At 67.3% G+C, this 15,871-nt stretch carries 13 protein-coding genes and 1 tRNA gene; 8 read left to right on the top strand and 6 right to left on the bottom strand.

Annotated elements, in window-relative coordinates; all coding sequences use genetic code 11:
* Nucleotides 1-14 precede the first annotated feature (14 nt).
* From deoC to LVJ94_15615, 5 genes are all read right to left on the bottom strand, one after another.
* A complete protein-coding gene (gene deoC / locus LVJ94_15635) occupies nucleotides 15-1,007 on the bottom strand; it encodes a deoxyribose-phosphate aldolase (protein ID WXB08663.1) in 993 nt (330 codons plus the stop codon).
* 111 nt (nucleotides 1,008-1,118) lie between these two features.
* The gene (rpsU, locus tag LVJ94_15630; GenBank protein WXB08662.1) at nucleotides 1,119-1,349 is read right to left on the bottom strand and encodes a 30S ribosomal protein S21; all 231 of its coding nucleotides are present in this window, start codon (nucleotides 1,347-1,349) and stop codon (nucleotides 1,119-1,121) included.
* 196 nt (nucleotides 1,350-1,545) lie between these two features.
* Nucleotides 1,546-2,169, bottom strand: a complete 624-nt coding sequence (locus LVJ94_15625) for a hypothetical protein (protein WXB08661.1) — start codon at nucleotides 2,167-2,169, stop codon at nucleotides 1,546-1,548.
* A 1,082-nt stretch (nucleotides 2,170-3,251) separates the two neighbouring features.
* A tRNA-Leu gene (locus LVJ94_15620) sits at nucleotides 3,252-3,335 on the bottom strand.
* 219 nt (nucleotides 3,336-3,554) lie between these two features.
* A complete protein-coding gene (locus LVJ94_15615) occupies nucleotides 3,555-5,105 on the bottom strand; it encodes a serine/threonine protein kinase (GenBank protein WXB08660.1) in 1,551 nt (516 codons plus the stop codon).
* A 91-nt stretch (nucleotides 5,106-5,196) separates the two neighbouring features.
* On the opposite strand from LVJ94_15615, the gene LVJ94_15610 reads away from it, so the two are divergent.
* Genes LVJ94_15610 through LVJ94_15575 form a run of 8 tightly spaced genes read left to right on the top strand, consistent with a single transcriptional unit; the run spans nucleotide 5,197 to nucleotide 14,598 of the window.
* Entirely contained in the window at nucleotides 5,197-6,072 is an 876-nt protein-coding gene (locus LVJ94_15610) for a hypothetical protein (GenBank protein WXB08659.1), read from the top strand.
* 14 nt (nucleotides 6,073-6,086) lie between these two features.
* Nucleotides 6,087-6,248 carry a hypothetical protein gene (locus LVJ94_15605; protein ID WXB08658.1) on the top strand — a complete coding sequence of 54 codons (162 nt, stop codon included), beginning with the start codon at nucleotides 6,087-6,089 and terminating at the stop codon, nucleotides 6,246-6,248.
* Between the two features lie 22 nt (nucleotides 6,249-6,270).
* Nucleotides 6,271-7,869: a Ppx/GppA family phosphatase gene (locus tag LVJ94_15600; protein WXB08657.1), complete on the top strand. Its 1,599-nt coding sequence runs from the start codon at nucleotides 6,271-6,273 to the stop codon at nucleotides 7,867-7,869.
* A gap of 9 nt (nucleotides 7,870-7,878) precedes the next feature.
* Nucleotides 7,879-8,499: a hypothetical protein gene (locus LVJ94_15595; GenBank protein ID WXB08656.1), complete on the top strand. Its 621-nt coding sequence runs from the start codon at nucleotides 7,879-7,881 to the stop codon at nucleotides 8,497-8,499.
* Between the two features lie 32 nt (nucleotides 8,500-8,531).
* Nucleotides 8,532-9,320, top strand: a complete 789-nt coding sequence (locus LVJ94_15590) for a DUF4159 domain-containing protein (GenBank protein ID WXB08655.1) — start codon at nucleotides 8,532-8,534, stop codon at nucleotides 9,318-9,320.
* A gap of 3 nt (nucleotides 9,321-9,323) precedes the next feature.
* Nucleotides 9,324-11,561: a hypothetical protein gene (locus LVJ94_15585; GenBank protein ID WXB08654.1), complete on the top strand. Its 2,238-nt coding sequence runs from the start codon at nucleotides 9,324-9,326 to the stop codon at nucleotides 11,559-11,561.
* The gene (locus tag LVJ94_15580) at nucleotides 11,558-14,041 is read left to right on the top strand and encodes a HEAT repeat domain-containing protein (protein ID WXB08653.1); all 2,484 of its coding nucleotides are present in this window, start codon (nucleotides 11,558-11,560) and stop codon (nucleotides 14,039-14,041) included. Before LVJ94_15585 ends, LVJ94_15580 begins: the two co-directional genes overlap by 4 nt.
* Nucleotides 14,042-14,058: 17 nt before the next feature.
* Nucleotides 14,059-14,598: a DUF721 domain-containing protein gene (locus tag LVJ94_15575; GenBank protein WXB08652.1), complete on the top strand. Its 540-nt coding sequence runs from the start codon at nucleotides 14,059-14,061 to the stop codon at nucleotides 14,596-14,598.
* Here LVJ94_15575 and LVJ94_15570 read toward each other — a convergent pair.
* Entirely contained in the window at nucleotides 14,556-15,764 is a 1,209-nt protein-coding gene (locus LVJ94_15570) for an FHA domain-containing protein (GenBank protein WXB08651.1), read from the bottom strand. The genes LVJ94_15575 and LVJ94_15570 overlap by 43 nt on opposite strands.
* Nucleotides 15,765-15,871 lie beyond the last annotated feature (107 nt).

Genomic DNA, 15,871 nt, shown 5'->3' with positions numbered 1-15,871 from the left:
ATCTTTCTCCGGATCTAATCTTTCGAGAAGTCTTCCGCGGCCTGGTAGTCACCAGTGCGTTCTTTCTCGAGCTGCATCAACACGTCATTGAGGAGCGCGCTGGCGCCGAAACGGAAAAGATCCGGCGTGAGCCACTCGTCGCCCAGCGTTTCCTTCACCAACACCAGGTAGTGGAGCGCCTGCTTGGCGGTGCGTACGCCGCCCGCGGGCTTCATCCCGATTTTGCGCCCCGTGGCGTAATAGTGATCGCGAATCGTCTCCAGCATCACCAATGTGACGGGCGGCGTCGCTGCAGGCTGAACTTTTCCGGTGGATGTCTTGATGAAATCCCCACCGGCGGCAATTCCAATTTCGCTGGCGCGCCGAACCACGTCGTACGACCCCAGCTCGCCGGTCTCGAGAATCACCTTCAAGTGGGCAGCGCCGCACGCCTCTTTGGTGGCGGCGATTTCATCGTAGACCTTGGCGTATTGGCCGGAGAGCATCGCCCCGCGGTCGATCACCATATCGATTTCATCGGCGCCGAATTCTACGGCGCGGCGCACGTCCTGAAGCTTGATGTCGAGCGGGGACTGGCCACTCGGAAATGCCGTGGCGACACTCGCCACCTTCACCGTGGATCCCTCGAGTGCGCGTTTCGCGATCGGGACCAGGTTGGGATAGACGCATATCGCGGCACAGGGGCCAACGCTCGCGTCGGTGTCCAAAGGCCGCAACGCTTTGTTGCACAGGGCGCGCACCTTGCCGGCGCTGTCTTTGCCCTCCAGCGTCGTCAGATCCATCATGGCGACGGCGAGCTTGAGCCCGGCCACCTTCGCCCCTTTCTTGATGGACCGCTTCGCCAGGGAACTGGCGCGCTCCTCGACCGCCACCTGATCGACGGGCGGCGGCCCGGGCACGTACAAAGGAAAGAAATCTTGCGAGGGCGGACGAGCTAGCGACGCCGCCTCCCTCCCCGCCTTGGTTGCAAGGCTCGCTACCGGCGACGACGATGTTAGACGCCCCATCCCACAAACTCCGACTCTTTAAAAGCCACTCGAACCTGCCTTACCTCAGGCCCGCCTTGCGGGTCCTAAAGCGACAGGTTTCGAGCAATTCTATCGAAGAAAGACTTCTCTCTACTTCGGCGGAGCGGCGTCCATCTTGGCGCGCTTGCGACGGCGGCGGGCAGCTTCTGCCTGCTTCTTGCGGCGCTTCACGCTGGGCTTCATGTAGTGGCGGCGCATCTTGAGCTCGCGCAGCACACCTTCGGAAGCGAGCTTACGCTTGAGCATCTTGATGGCGCGCTCGATACCGCGGTCACTCACGACCACTTCGAGCGGCTTGCACTGAATCGCATCACTCGGCATGAGAAATTCTTTCTCCAATGGTACCGGCGGAACTGCCGGTGGGGGCCGGCAACGTGCCGGTTACTACAAAAAAGGAAACGGGGCGGGGCTTTACCACGCCGCCCCTCCTGCGCCAAGGGTCGCCTTTAGGCGACCCGAACTTTGCGCCTGAATTCGACCGTCGGGACTCGGCCCGTGGGGTAGCGGCCGGGCTCGACTATGCCGCGGCGGTTGCCACGGCGCCGTTGGCCGGTGAGGCCGCGACGGCCTTGGGTGTGCGCCCACGCTTGCCCGCACGCCCCTTCTTCGCGGGACGCCCCGGACCACCCGACGCCTTGGCGCCACGACGGGCCGGCGCCCCGCCGCCACCCGCTCCACGGGCGAAGTACGTGGTGGCGCGCTTCTGACCCTTCTTGCCAATGCGACGGGCCGAGAGGGCGTCGTTGAGCGGACGCGGAAGCTCCTTGGCCTGAACGTTGAGCGCTTCGCGAATCTGCTCTGCGCGCAACCCCTCCGGGTGCGACTCGAGCAACTCGACGATGCGATCCGAGAGCTCCGCCAAATCGTCCATCGAACGGCGGCGAAGGCGACCCCCGCGACCGCGAACGCCGCCACCACCGCCACTACCAGCGGGGCGACCGGGACCGCGACGGACTGCGCGGCCATCGTCTGACGCTTCGGCTCCGTCCGAGACGGCCAATTCCGGAAGGCGCCCGCGGCGCCCACCCCCACGACCCGGCTCGTCGAGAATCTCTTCGAGCGAGGCGCGGCGGATGGCGCCGAGAACCCCTTGGGCAAAATCATTCGCGAGATCTGAAATGGTGTTTCGTAGATTGCTCATGCGACTCCCCTTCGAGCGGTGTTGGCGCGTGATTGAAAAATTTGAAAGCTCCCGGCAATCCGCGATGACGTCGACGGTGGCCCAATGGCCAAGGAGAAAAACCTGGGAGCGAACGAGCGAACGCTGGGCTTAGTACGTTTCCGGCGAAGTTGTTTCGACCGTGGACCTAGAACAAGCGATCTCCGGCAGGATAGCTTCCCGGATTCCCAATTGTCATTAGCTAATTTGACAGGCGCCCAAATCTTTTCATGAGTTTCGTGTCGTCGTGGTCGATTGCGCACCACGTTGATGCCACACCCAGCCTGCGTTCGGTTATGCCGGGCAATCGCCGGATTTCGCGCTCCGGCTTGTTACGCCTGCTCTGGTTTTGCGCCTGGCTTTCCCGGCCGTGTCGGGTATTCGGTGCTTTGTCCGGTTTGGACTGACGGGACGCGTAATCGTTACAAGGATTTACGGATGCATCCCCCTCGCCAGCTTCCGACTTTCGACTCCGACTCCCACTTCCGACTCCGACTACGCTGCTTTTCGCCGGTTTTCGCGAATTGAGTCCTTTCAAATGCTTCTATCTCCGAACTGGCGTTAGGGAGCTGACAGGTAGTTCGGGCAGGTGCTTTTGGGACGCCAGTGATTACATACCTTGGCGGGGCGAGTCAGCAGTCCGTCACCGCTGCTCGGGTTTTGTAGGCAGGTTTATGGGCCCGGTTATCCGATATCCGCTCAGTGTCCTGAATGCGGCGCAAGAAACACCGGGTCAGGAAACACCGCACTGGTGACGCTCGTGAACACGGGACTGGTCAACACGGGTGTCAACTCCGGGCCATGGCAACGCGAGCTACCGGGGGACGTGGCGCGCACCGGACGGCATTCGCACTTCCATCCCACTCGGAGACCCCACGATGTCCTCGGCGCCTCGAGCCCCAAGAACCATATCCTCGGGGGCTTGGCGCGGCGGAGCCCCCCAAAACCATATTCTCGGGGGCCCGGGGCGGCGGAGCCCCCCCCAAAACCAGACACCGGGCATAAAAAAAGCAGTCACCTCGCGGCAACTGCTTTCGTTCTCTTTCGCTCGCACTAGCTTTCGGTACCGAAGGAGGGACTCGAACCCTCACGTCCTTGCGAACGGCGGATTTTGAATCCGCTGCGTCTACCGATTCCGCCACTTCGGCTCGAAACGACTCGTCAGAAAAACTTCTAGGTTCGATGACTGCTCCAGTGCGTAACCTGCCTCAACCAGCTACATACACGACTACCAGAACTACGCCAACTACTTCCATGACTTCCGTCATCCGGGATGAATCTGCCCGCATGCGGCCAAGCCACGTCGTCCACCCGTGGTGGGCGCGTCCCGTGTAGCACGGTCAACCTGGCTATCGGAAGTTCCTTTTCTACGGATCCCAGAGTATCGCAGCGGCCGTTGCAATGGCCAACGCCACGGCCCCCAGGCCCACGAGCACCGCCGCCAGCTCGTCGAGATCGAAATAGGAGAACTTGAGCGAAAAGGTTGCGCAAGAGGCGTCGCCTCCCATGGCTCGCTGCACCGTGGAGGGCCCCACCTGGGAACTCATCATGGTCGAGGAAGACTCCTCCTCGTGCGGATGATGCCGATCGTGCCGCTCGCTGCGTTCGTGTCCCGTATCGGGAGTAGAGGACATCGACTTGCGCAAAGCGGGCGGAGCAAACGCCCCCGGCGGTGGGGTCGACGTCGTGATGCGACGTGGAGCAATCGTTCGTGGAAGCGACGTTTCGGTTCTCGAATTCACCCTTGCTGTCGCCGGAACCTCTTTCGGATTCGAACTCGAAGGAACGTCTTTCCTGGCGCCAACCGCCGAGGCAGTCGCATTGGCGGCGGTATTTGCCTCTGCTGTCGGCGGGACGCCATTCACCGGTAGGCGTTGGGACGAGCGCGGCTTGTCGTCATGGGCCGAACGCGTAGCCGCATGACTGGCGCGCGCGCCATGAGCATGAGAATGAGAAGCGCTCTCGCCGGGAACACTTGCGGCTACCCACGCCGCCATGCGGCGGCGCTCATTTTCGAACAATGCCTCCATCACTTCCGCGATGGTTTCGGCCGTCACGCGGCGCCCTTCCAGATACGAACACTCGTCGAGCGCCTTTCCCATTTCCAGCGCGGTGGGAAAACGCTTCTCCTTGTCGCGCTCCAACGCCGAACGGAGGACTTTCCAAAGTTCGGGTGGGTATTCGGCGACCAGCTTCGTCGGATCCGGAACGCGGGCCTCGTTTACTGCGGTAAGGGTCGACACATCGTCTTTGCCTTTGAAGAGGCGCCGGTCCACCGTCAGTTCCCATAACGTCGCACCGAGCGCAAAAACATCGGTGCGCCGATCGAGTTGGCGACCTACTGTCTGCTCGGGTGACATGTACGCGAGTTTGCCTTTGACGATACCGGCCGCGGTGCGCGAAATCCTCCCGGCTGCCTTCGCCAGTCCGAAGTCGACGACTTTCACTTGCCCGTCGTACGTAATGAAGATGTTGCTCGCATTCACGTCACGATGAACGAGGTTGACGAATTCGCCTTTGGCATCGCGCAACTCGTGCGCGTGATGCAGGCCTTCGGCCACCCGAGCACCAATCCAGGATACGACGTCGTAGCGCAGCCGAATATTCCGCTCCCGGCAGGCGTCCCATACGCTCCAGAGCGATTGCCCCATCAGGAGCTCCATCGCAATGAAGAGACGGTGCCCTTCTTTGCCGAGCTCAATGAGCTGAACGATATTCGAGTGCGACAGGCGAGATACAATCTTCGCCTCGTCCAGGAACATGTTCACGAATTCTCGATTGAGGCAGAACTCGTCCTTGATCACTTTGAGCGCGACCGGCCGTTCGAACCCCGCTTCGCCCACGAGCTTTCCGAGGTAGATCGTGGCCATGCCCCCTTCGGCGATCTTGGCCCGTACCTCGTATCTGCCGAGATGCACCGACATGACCTCTCCAGTGATTCGGATGGCAAGCCGAGGTCCTACGTTGTCAACGGAGTAGCAGAAGTGAAATTCTTGTTAGGTTGAGGCCATGCAAATGCTCCGTTTCTCGCTTAAGCTCGGCATTTTTCTTCCGGTAGCCCTCGCGTCGGCGCCGCTCCTGCTGTCGGGTTGCAAGGACCAGGGCAAGTACAGCGCGCAGAAGGCGGCGGAAGATGTAGCGTCCCTGGTTCAACTCACCAACAAGGACGTCGACGAGGTGGAGCGTGGAATGCCGGATGGGGCCAAGAAGCTCGCCGTGCTCTGGACTCCCGGGAAGACCCCTCGCGATGACCTCGCCGGGGTGCGGGCTGCGCTGACCAAGGTTCGCCGGGAGGTGCCGGCGCTGAACTTGGCCAAGTCGACCTTCTTCGCCATCACCGACGAACACGGGGTGGCCATTCGTAACAACCTGGAGCAGGACGCGATGGCGGAGAAGAACCTTTTTGGCATCTTCCCGGATCTGGCCAAGTCCAAAGATGGTCCGGTTTCGACCACCGGGGCGTTCCCGGAAACCGTTGCGCAAAACCCGCCGGACCGGGATTGGATTCATGCAGTCCCGATTCAATCGGACGACCGAAAGCTCCTCGGTGTCTACGTGACCGGCTGGGCGTACCGGCGATTCGCATTTCACCTGCAGGAAACACTCCGCCACGACCTTTCGGAGAAACTCCGTAAGGAAAACGAAACAGGCAAGCTCCCCATCTTCTACGTGGCGCTGTTCGATCGCACGGGCGTTTACAGCGCACCCAAGACGCCCGCCGTGGACGAAAAGGCGCTCCAGGATGCGGATTTGGCCGCGAAAACGGCGTCGGGGCCGTACCAAGCCGTGGTCTCCATCACCGATCGCGACTTTGGATATGCGGCCGCCCGCACACCGAAACTCGGTCCGGATACCGGCATCGTCGTGTTACGGAGTGAGCTTTAGCGGGAGATACGGACTTGGAATCACGCACGCGCCTCCTCACGGCCTTGGGACTCGGTTGCACGTTCGCTGGCCTCGCCATCGCGTCCACCGTCGCCCGCACGACGGGCGGTGCCATCCTTCTTCTAGGGTGGGGCATGCTCGGCTACGCGGTCCATCGCCTAGGCCGCCTCGGGTGAAGGCTGATAAGCTCCGCCAACGATGCCCTGTTTCGCTGCCATCGATGTAGGTTCCAACGCCATCCGCCTTCGCATCGTCGAAGCGGAGGGGCCATCGCCGGGGGCGGGCGCACGGGTGCAGTTGCCTCTCTTGCCGACGGAAAGCGCCTGGCGCGAGGTGGCCAGCGTGCGCGCCCCCGTACGCCTCGGCGGCGAAGTCTTCCTCACCGGGAAACTTGCGCCTACATCGATCGGGCGGGCGTGCGCCGCCTTCAAGGATTTCCGACGCGAGATGGATGCGGCCAAGGTCGTCGCCTACCGCGCCACCGCCACCAGCGCCGTGCGCGAAGCCGCCAACGGGACGACCTTGGTGGAGCGGGCGCGACGTGAAGCCGGCATCGACCTGGAGATCATCTACGGGATCGAAGAGGCGCGGCTCATCCAACTCGCCGTTACGCGCCGGCTCGCCCTCGAGGATCGGCGGGTGCTCCTCATCGACGTGGGCGGGGGCTCCACCGAGCTCACCGTGCTCGACAAAGGGCAATCGAGCTTCTCCATCTCGCTTCCGCTCGGCAGCGTGCGGCTGCTCGAGGCGTTCATGAAGGACGCCACCACGGTCAGCAAGGAGATGACCCGCATCGTGCAAGAGGCGGTCGATCGCGCGTTGGTCGAGGCGCGCCCGCAACTCTCACGACTCACCGGCGCGGCTTTCACAGCGGGCGGGCCGGATGCGCTCACCTTGGTCGGAACCGGCGGCAACATCGAGACGCTCGCGACGTTGTGCCCCGCGAAGGATCGCGCCCCGGGCGAGCTCGCCGCCGACGTCGCGGAGATGCGCGCGCTGTTTCCCAAGCTTTGTGCCATGTCCCCGGCGGAACGCGCACGCACCTACGGCCTGCGGCCCGATCGCGCGGACACCATCGTGCCGGCGGCGGCCATCTTTCTACGCATCGCCGAGTCGCTGGGTGCGAGCACCATCGTGACGCCTCAAGTGGGGCTCAAAGATGGCATCCTCGAGGAGCTCGTCGACAAGCATTTCCAAGTCTGGGACGTGCTGCGCGAGGCCGAAAACGTGCTCGGCGCGTGCATGCGGCTCGGGCAACGCTTCCAGTTCGACGAAGCCCATGGCGCGCACGTCGCACGCCTCGCGGCGCGGCTCTTCGACGATTTGCACGACGAGCACCAGCTGAGCGATCGGGACCGCCTCTTGATGCGCGCCGCCGCGCTGCTGCACGACGTCGGCGACTTCGTGCGTTACGACGGGCACCATAAGCACAGTTACTATTTGATCCAGAACTCGGACATCATGGGCCTCACGCCCGACGAGCGAGCCATCATCGCCAACGTGGCGCGCTACCATCGCAAGAGCGGGCCCGATCCGTCGCACCCCAACTTCCGCGATCTCGACAAGGAGTCGCGGGGCAAGGTGCGGGCACTGGCGGCCATGCTGCGCATCGCCGATGCCCTGGATCGGGAGCACCTCGGCAAGGTGCGCAACGTGTGGGCCACCATCGAGAGCGGCAAGGGCCGGGTGCTCCTCAAGATCGACGGCGATCACGAGCGGGAGCTCGAAGAGTGGACGGTGCGCGCCAAGGCCGGTCTTTTTCGCGATGTCTTCGGCCTCGAGATCGTGATTGGCTAGGACGCGCCGATGAAGATTTCGCCCGCGGTCCTCCTCGTCGTCTTCGTGCTCCCCGGGTGCATCGGCCGGAGCGTGCCCGATCCGAAAGACGCCGCGAAGGCCTACGCCGAGGCCGCCGCCAAGGGAAATGGCGACGCGATTTACGAGATGATGACCGAATCGGCGCAAAAGGCCCGCTCCCGCGACGAGGTGAAGCGCCTCGTGGCCAGCGAGCGCACGGAGCTCACCGAGCAGGCCAAGGCCCTCGGGGCCAAGGACACGCGCGCGGAGGCGACCGCGCGTCTGCGCTTCCGCGACGGGGAAGAGACGGCGCTGGAGCTGAAAGACGGAAAATTCTGGATCACCAGCGCCGGAGCGGTCCCGGGGGGCGCCCGGACGCCCGAGGAAGCGCTGGACCAGCTGCGACGGGTGGTGGCACGACGCAGCTACGCGGGGTTGATGCGCGTGCTCACACCGGCCACCCGCGCGGCCATCGAGCAAGATTTGCGCTCCCTCGTCGGCGGCCTCGAGCACCCGGAGACGCTCCCTGTGCAGGTCTCGGGGGATTCCGCCAACGTCAACGTCGTCGGCGGCCACCATGTCCGACTTAAGCGCGAGGGCGGAGTTTGGCGCGTGGACGACTTCGATTGATTCCCGCCCCGCGCTCTGGAAATAAGAAGGCGGTGAGGCGTTCGTACCTTGTCGTCGTGTTCATGCTGACCGTGGTGGGCATGGCGTTGCTCATCCCGCAGCCCGCACGGGCCTTCGGCGACGCCGGCGGCTTCGACCCGCGGATCCTCCTCACGGGGTCGCAGACCAATGCCGCGCGGCCTTCGGCGCCGGGGCGCTGGTCGTGGGAGCTCGTGCAGCGCACCAGTGCACCGGCGCGGCTGCGTCCGAGCCAAGTGCATGCCAGCGATGCCGCCATCACCGATGGGCCCTTCCTCTACTGGAGCGGGGATGCCTCGGTCCCGGCGTTGACGTCCGCCGAAATCGCGGGGCTGCGCCGCTTCTTCGCGCTGGGCGGCGTCATGCTGGTGGACGATGCCGGCGTCTCGAACGAGGGCGCTCCCGGGGCATTCGGCACCTCGGCGCGGCGCGAGATCGCGCGGGTGCTGCCCGACTCGGCGCCCATCACCATCGGGGCCGACCATGTGGTGTTTCGCACCTTCTACCTGCTGCGCCGCGCCGAAGGGCGCATCGCGGGGCCGAAGACCCTGGAAGCCATCGTGCGCGGCGGCTCGGCGCAGGTCATCTTCTCCTCGCACGATCTGGGCGGGGCACTGGCGCGTGGGCCCACGGGGATGTGGGAGCAGCCCGTCATTCCGGGCGGCGACGTCCAGCGCGAACGGGCCATCCGCCTCGCGGTCAACGTGGCCATGTACGTGCTCTGTTCGAACTACAAAGACGACCAAGTGCACGCGCCCTTCTTGATGCGCCGGCGCGCCCTCTCGCCGCACAGCGAGCCCTGATCGATGCCGACCACGCGCCTCGCTACGAGCAACGATCTGCCGGCATGGGCCATCGTGATCGCCTGCATTTTGGCGGCGGCGAGCCTCGTGCTCCTGGTCATCGAGATGCGGCGGCGCGAACGGGGCGGCATCGGCATCCTGGTGACCGGCGTGCTGGCGCTGGGAGCACTGGCGCTGGCCGTGATGCGCCCGGTGCGCATCGCCGCACGGGAGAGCGTGGTCGGTGCGCGTGTGGTCGTGCTGGCGGATACCTCGCGATCGATGGCGCTTGCGTCGGAGGCCGGAGGTTCGCTTGCGACCGACGTTCAACGCAGTCGCACGCGGCAGAAGACGCGGGACGACGTGGTGGCGGCTTTGAGCAAGGCCGCCCCGGATGCGCGCGTGTTGGAGCTGGGGTTCGCCGATGGTCCGCCCAAGCCGCTCGCGGGAGAAACGGCGCGCGGGCAGCGGAGCGATCTGGGCTCGGCCATTCGGGCCCTGGCAGCCATGCCGGAGGAGCGACCGTCGGCCGTGGTGGTGGTCTCCGACGGGCGCCTCGACGATCCGCAGGAGGACGCGCCCAAGCCGGTGCTCGCGGAGTTGGGCCACACCATCCACGCGCCGATTCACACCATCGCGACCACGCGCAACGAGCTGCCCGACGCCAGCGTGCGCCGCGTGGCCAATGCCACGGCCGCCGTCGCGCACGTGCCGCTCCCCCTGCGGGTGGACATCGGATGCAGCGGCGGGCTCGCCTGCGAGAAGCTCACCGTCACGGCGAAGGAGCTGCGCGAGGATGGGCCGCCGGCGCTTCTGGCCTCGGGCATCGCCGATGTGAAGGATGGCAAGGCCAGCGTGGATCTCACGGTGACCTTGGACCGTGCGGGGGTGCGCATCCTCGAGGTGGGCATCGAGTCGCCGACGGGCGATGCGATCCCGGAGAACGATCGACGCCTCATCACGCTCAACGTGGCCCGCGAGCGCGTGCGCGTGCTCCACGTGGCGGGGCAGCCCACGAACGACGTGCGCGCACTCCGGCAGTGGCTCAAAAGCGATGCCTCGGTCGACGTCGTGGCGTTCTTCATCTTGCGCACGCCGGCCGACACACCGGGAGCGTCGCAGGAAGATCTCGCGCTCATCCCCTTCCCGGTCGACGAGCTTTTCAGCGTTCACCTGCCCTCGTTCGACGCGGTCGTGCTGCAAGATTTCGACGCGCAGCCGTACGGCCTCGAGCGGCACCTTCCGGCGCTCGCGCGCTACGTGCGGGCCGGCGGTGGGCTCATCATGGTGGGCGGGCCCAACTCGTTCGTGGCGGGAGGGTACGCCGGCACGCCGCTCGGCGAGGTGCTCCCCGTGTCCCTCGATGGAGCCCCAGGGGCGACGGCGGCCGACACCGCTCCGTTCGTCCCGGCGTGGACGGAGCCTGGGCGGTCTGCGCCCGTCTTGGGGCCTCTGCGCGCCATCGTCGGCGATGAGCTGCCCAGCATGCCCGGCGCCAACGTGCTCGGGGACGTGCGCCCCGGCGGGGTCGTGTTGTGGACGCACCCGACGCGCACGACCAAGTCCGGGGCGCCCATGCCGGTGCTGGCCATCGGCGACGAAGGCGACGGGCGGTCCATCGCGATGGGCATCGACGGCGGGTGGCTCTTCGAGTTCTCCGAGCTGGGAGCCCGCACCGCAGGGCGCGGCCACGGAGCGCTCTGGGATGGGCTTCTCGGGTGGCTCATGCGCGATCCGCGCTTCGAGCCGGCGCAGGTCGATCTTCCCGAGGGATGCATCGCCGACGTGCCGACCACCTTGCGCATCCGCACCGCGGGGCATGCGCTCAAGGGCGAGAGCGTGGTGCTCGACGTCACGCGCCTCGACAAGTCGGGAACGGCGCCGGTGCACGTGGAAAAGCCGCTCGGCGATGGGGATGCGCCCCTCGAGATTGCCCTTCCGCCGCTTCCGATGGGAGGCTACTCGGCGCGGCTGCGCCTCGGCTCGGGGCCGACCACGCGCCGCGATTTCGCCTGCGAAGCGGGCGGCGACGAATGGGCCGACTCGCGACCGGATCCCGAGCGACTGCGCGCGCTCGCCGAGGCGACCGGTGGCACCTTCGCCTTCGCGGACGACGTGCGCGCGATCCGCCTGCCCAAGCCCACCGTGGTCAGCGCCGAGCGTCACGTGGTGCCCGTCGCGCCGCCGTGGACGTGGACGCTTCTTGCCGCCACACTTCTCGGTGCCCATTGGTTCATGCGCCGCCGTGGAGGGCTATCGTGAGATTCGCTTCGGTCGTCACCGCTTCGCTCGTACTGGCCCTGCTGGGGCATGCCCCGCCGGCGTCCGCGGTGGTCTGGCCCGACGTGCCCGAGCGTGTAGCCCGTGCGCTCACCGCGCAAGACGCCGCCACCCGCCGCATGGCCGCGCAGGAGCTTTCGACCCTGGGGCGCGCGCGAGGGACTCCCCTGGTGCTGCAAGCCTTGGGCGATCCCGACGTGGAGGTGAAACTCGCGGCGGCGCAGTCCGCGGTGCGGTTGCGCGTGGTTCCGGCGACCCTCGCGGTGCTGCCGTGGCTCGGCGATCGCGAGGCACGCCTGCGCATCGCGGCGTGCGAGGTGGCGCGCGCGCTGCCGGATGCGCGCACCATTCTGCAGCTCGCACGCGGCCTCGGTGACGCCGATGCAGCCGTGCGCGCGGCTGCGGCGGACGCGCTCGGGGCGCAGGCTTCGCCCGACGCCGTGGCACCCCTGCTCGGTCGGCTCGACGATGCGAGCCCGCAGGTGCGCGTCCAGATTGCCCGCGCGCTGGCGCGGCTCGGTGACAAGCGTGCCGTGGTGCCGCTCGTCGGCAAGGTGCAAGATTCGGTCGTCGAGGTGCGGCAGGCCGTGGTGCGCGCGCTCGGGGAGCTGGGCGATGCGCGAGCTTCGCAAGCGCTGGTGCTCACGTTGCGCGACAACACGAACGAGGTGCGCATCGAGGCGCTTCACGCGCTCGGACGCCTGCGCGCCCCCGAGGCCGTGGAGACCATCGCGCCCTTCGCCACGGACCGAAACCCTGCCCTGCGGCAAGCGGCGCTGGCGGCCCTCGGGCGAATTGGCACGCGCGACGCGATGCGGGCGCTGATCGGCACCCTTGGTGTCGCCGACGATGCCGGCGGTGGACTGGAGCGCACCCCCGCGCGGCAAGCGCTCGTCGCCGCAGGGCAGCCCGCCATCGCGGAGCTTTCGGCGCTGCTCAAAGGAAACCCGAGCGCGCACGTCGCCACCAGCGCCGCGTGGGTGCTCGGCGAGCTGCGCGCCACGGGCGAGTCGCCCACGCTGGTCTCGGCGATGCGGCGCGGTGTTCTTCCCAGCGCCGCCGCGCTTCACGCGCTCGCAGGCGCGGGAACGCGCGACTCCGTTCCGGTCGTGCTCGAGTTCGTGGGCGCGGCCAGCCCCGTCGTTCGCAGCGAGGCTGCGCGCGCCGCGAAGGCGCTGCTCGATCCGTCGAAGCCCGACGGGCGCGCCGTCGAGCCGCTCGCCGCCGCGCTTCGCAATGTGAACCTCACGCTGGACGAACGTGCCGCACTGGCGAGCCTCCTCGGTCGCACGGGCGCACCGCGTGCTGCCCCTATTTTGATCAGCTTGGCCAACGCGAAGTTCCCCGCGCTTCGATTGGCGGCCATCGACGCACTGGGTACGCTCGGTCCGGCCGACGCCGACGATGCGCTGCTGGAGAAACTCAACGACACCGACGCCACCGTGCGGCTCCACGCCGCCGTGGCCCTGGGCGACGCGGGCAAAGAGAAGGCGCGCGAAGCGCTGCTCTCCAAGATGGATGCCGGCGAGGAACTCGACCGCGCTGCGGTGCTCACCGCCCTCGGAGGGATCCTTTCGCGCGTGCCCTCCGAGAACGCGATCGGCCGGCTCTCGCGTGCGCTGGAGCTCGCCGCCGGCCCCGAGCGCGATGCCTTGCTCCTGGCCATCGGCCGCTCGAATTCCCCCGCAGGCGTACGGGCTCTCGGCACCTTGCTTCGCGCCGACGACGCCGATGACCGGCGCAGCATCGCCACGGTGCTTCCCGTGCACGCGCGCGCTTCGGCCGAGCCGCTCGCGCGCGGCCTGCTGCGCGATGGCGATGCGAGCGTGCGCGCGCAAGCCGCGTGGGCGCTGGGTAGCCTCGGTGAGGGTGCCGGCGCGGGCGTCGATGCCCTCGGCACCGCCATCGCATCCAGCGATCTCGATACGGCCATCAACGCGACCGCTGCCGTGGGGCGCATCGCCGCACGCACGCGGGCCCCGCAGCTCGCCGTGAGAATGCTTTGCCCCCTGCTTCGCGACGCCCGCACCTACGTGCGCGCCAACGCCCTCGCCGGCCTCGCAGCCTCGGGTGCACGATGCGGTGACGGCGCCACCGAGCGCGCGCTTCTGGCCGACGACAGCAACGACTTGGTACGCGCCACGGCGGCGGCGGTCCTCTGGCGAAAACCCGCCGCGCTCGACACCGCCGCGCTGGAACGGTGCGCGCAGGCCGATCGCTCCGGCACCGTCGCGCAGCGTTGCCGCACGACCGCGGCATCTCCCGCGGGCGGAACCCACGCCGTGGACGTCTACGTCGTCCCCGACACGAGCCCTACCCCCCGCCCGCGGGCCCCCTACGCCCTTCACTTCGAGGGCGGCTACCTGCGTGTCGGCATCGCCGACCGTCGCGGCGCCTGCTTCGAGCCGCTCGCGCCCGAAGGAGAGCTTTCCCTGGAGCGCCCGAGCGCCCAAGCGCGTTAGGCGCTAGACTGGGTCGCATGAACCGCCGTCGCAAAAGGCCCAAGCTGCGCGTGCCCGAGGGCATCGAGAGCGTGCTCGAACGCGCGGGCGACAGCCGGTTCGCCCGCCGCCAGGCCCCCATCCCGCTGCAGACGTGGGCCCGCGCGGTTGGCCTTCGCATCGCCGATCGCGCAAAGCCGTGGACGCTCGAACGCGGTGTCCTCACCGTGCGCGTCCCCTCCAGCGTCTGGGCGAGCGAACTGTCCATGCTCGCGGCCTCGGTCATCTCGCGCCTGCGCGATGCCGGCGTCGAGGTCGCCGAGCTGCGCTTTCGCGTGGCCCCGCTCGAGCCGCCCCAGCGCCCGCCCGAGCGACGCATCTCGCGCGCGGTTCCACCGCCCATCGCGCTCCCGCAGGACCTCGAGACCTCGCTCGCCCTCGTCGAGGATCCCGAGCTTCGTGAAGCACTTCGCTATTCGGCGAGCCACAGCCTCGCCTGGCAGGATTACCACGAGCGCAGCACCGGCCAGGCCGGTCAGCGCAACGCGGCGAGCCGCTCCAAGCCTTCGAGACGCTGAAACAGGAACCGCTCCGCCGGCCCGAAGGTCGAAAGCCGCGTCCGCAGCTCCTCGATGTACTCGCGCAGCCGCTGCAGATCGATCGCGGTGACCCGGCGCAGCGCATTGTACAGCTCGTCGATGACCGGCGCCGGGCACGGCCGCCTCTGTGCCGAGTACAGCTCGATCACGTAGTCCGCCCAGGCCCCTTTGCCGGTGGCCGTCGCCAGCTTCGCGGAAAAGCGCGCCGCCTGATCGACGAGCGACGGGATGATCTTTTTGCCCGCCCGACTCGCCTCGATCACGTCGCCCAGCGGCGAGGCGAGGATGCGCTCCGCCTCCACGGCACGGCCCATGGCAAGCGCTTTCTCGGCCACGCCCGTGAGCAACGTGAAGGCGTCGGCGCGCCGGATCATCGTCAGCTCGTACTCGGGCTCCGGCGTCGCGCCCGAGCCCCCGCCGAGCGGCAACGGCGGCGGATGCCGCGATTGCGGCCCCAAGATCCCCGCCCCGCCGGACACGGGCGTGCGCGGCGCCGACAGCGGATTCGCCTCCAACACGCGCCCGCTGCCCGGCGTGGCCACCGCCCGCATCGGCGTGCCCGGTGATGAACCGATGCGGCCCGGCTGCGGCATCGGCAGCCCGGGCGACGAGGCGCGATCCTCGGGCAAGGTCCTGCCGCCCGGCTCCGTGGTCGACCCGTGAATCTTGGCAATGATGTTCGCCGCCGCGGGCGTGGGCCGCGTCCCCTCGAGCTCACCGGGGGGGCCTGGACTCGGAAGCGGCGTTCTTCCCAACGCAGCTGCGTGCGCCGCCAGGTTCGGTGACGACGGAGCCGGTGGTGCCACCGGCGTCGCCGGCGTGATCTTCGGCAGCGTCAGATTCAACCGGGCACGACCCGGCTGATCATCCAGCGCCAGCAAGGTCATCTCCTGGGAGCCAATGAGGATGCGATCGCCTGCAGCCAGCGCGACGGTGCCCTCGATGCGCTGCCCGTTCACCAACACACCGTTGCGGCTCTGCAGATCCTCCACCGACACGCCGGTGGGCGATACCCGAAGCAAGGCATGGCGCCGCGAAACGAGCGGATCGTCCAGCGAAAGCTGACAGCTCGCATTGCGGCCGACGGCGAACTCCCCCTCCGTGAGCTCGAAGTCGTGCTGCAGGTAGCGCAGGCGAAAACGCATCGCGCTAGTGCGCTCCTCGCTCCCGCCTCGGCCTCGTCGCTCTCTGCCACCCAACCGACGATTGCATTAGGCTCCGCCCATCCTGCCGACTTGCATGTTACTTTTAC

It is taken from the genome of Sorangiineae bacterium MSr11367 (assembly GCA_037157805.1).
Classification (GTDB): Bacteria; Myxococcota_A; Polyangia; order Polyangiales; family Polyangiaceae; genus Pendulispora; species Pendulispora rubella.
Note: the sequence above shows the minus strand (reverse complement) of the source record. Positions and strands in the feature narration are given on the sequence as shown.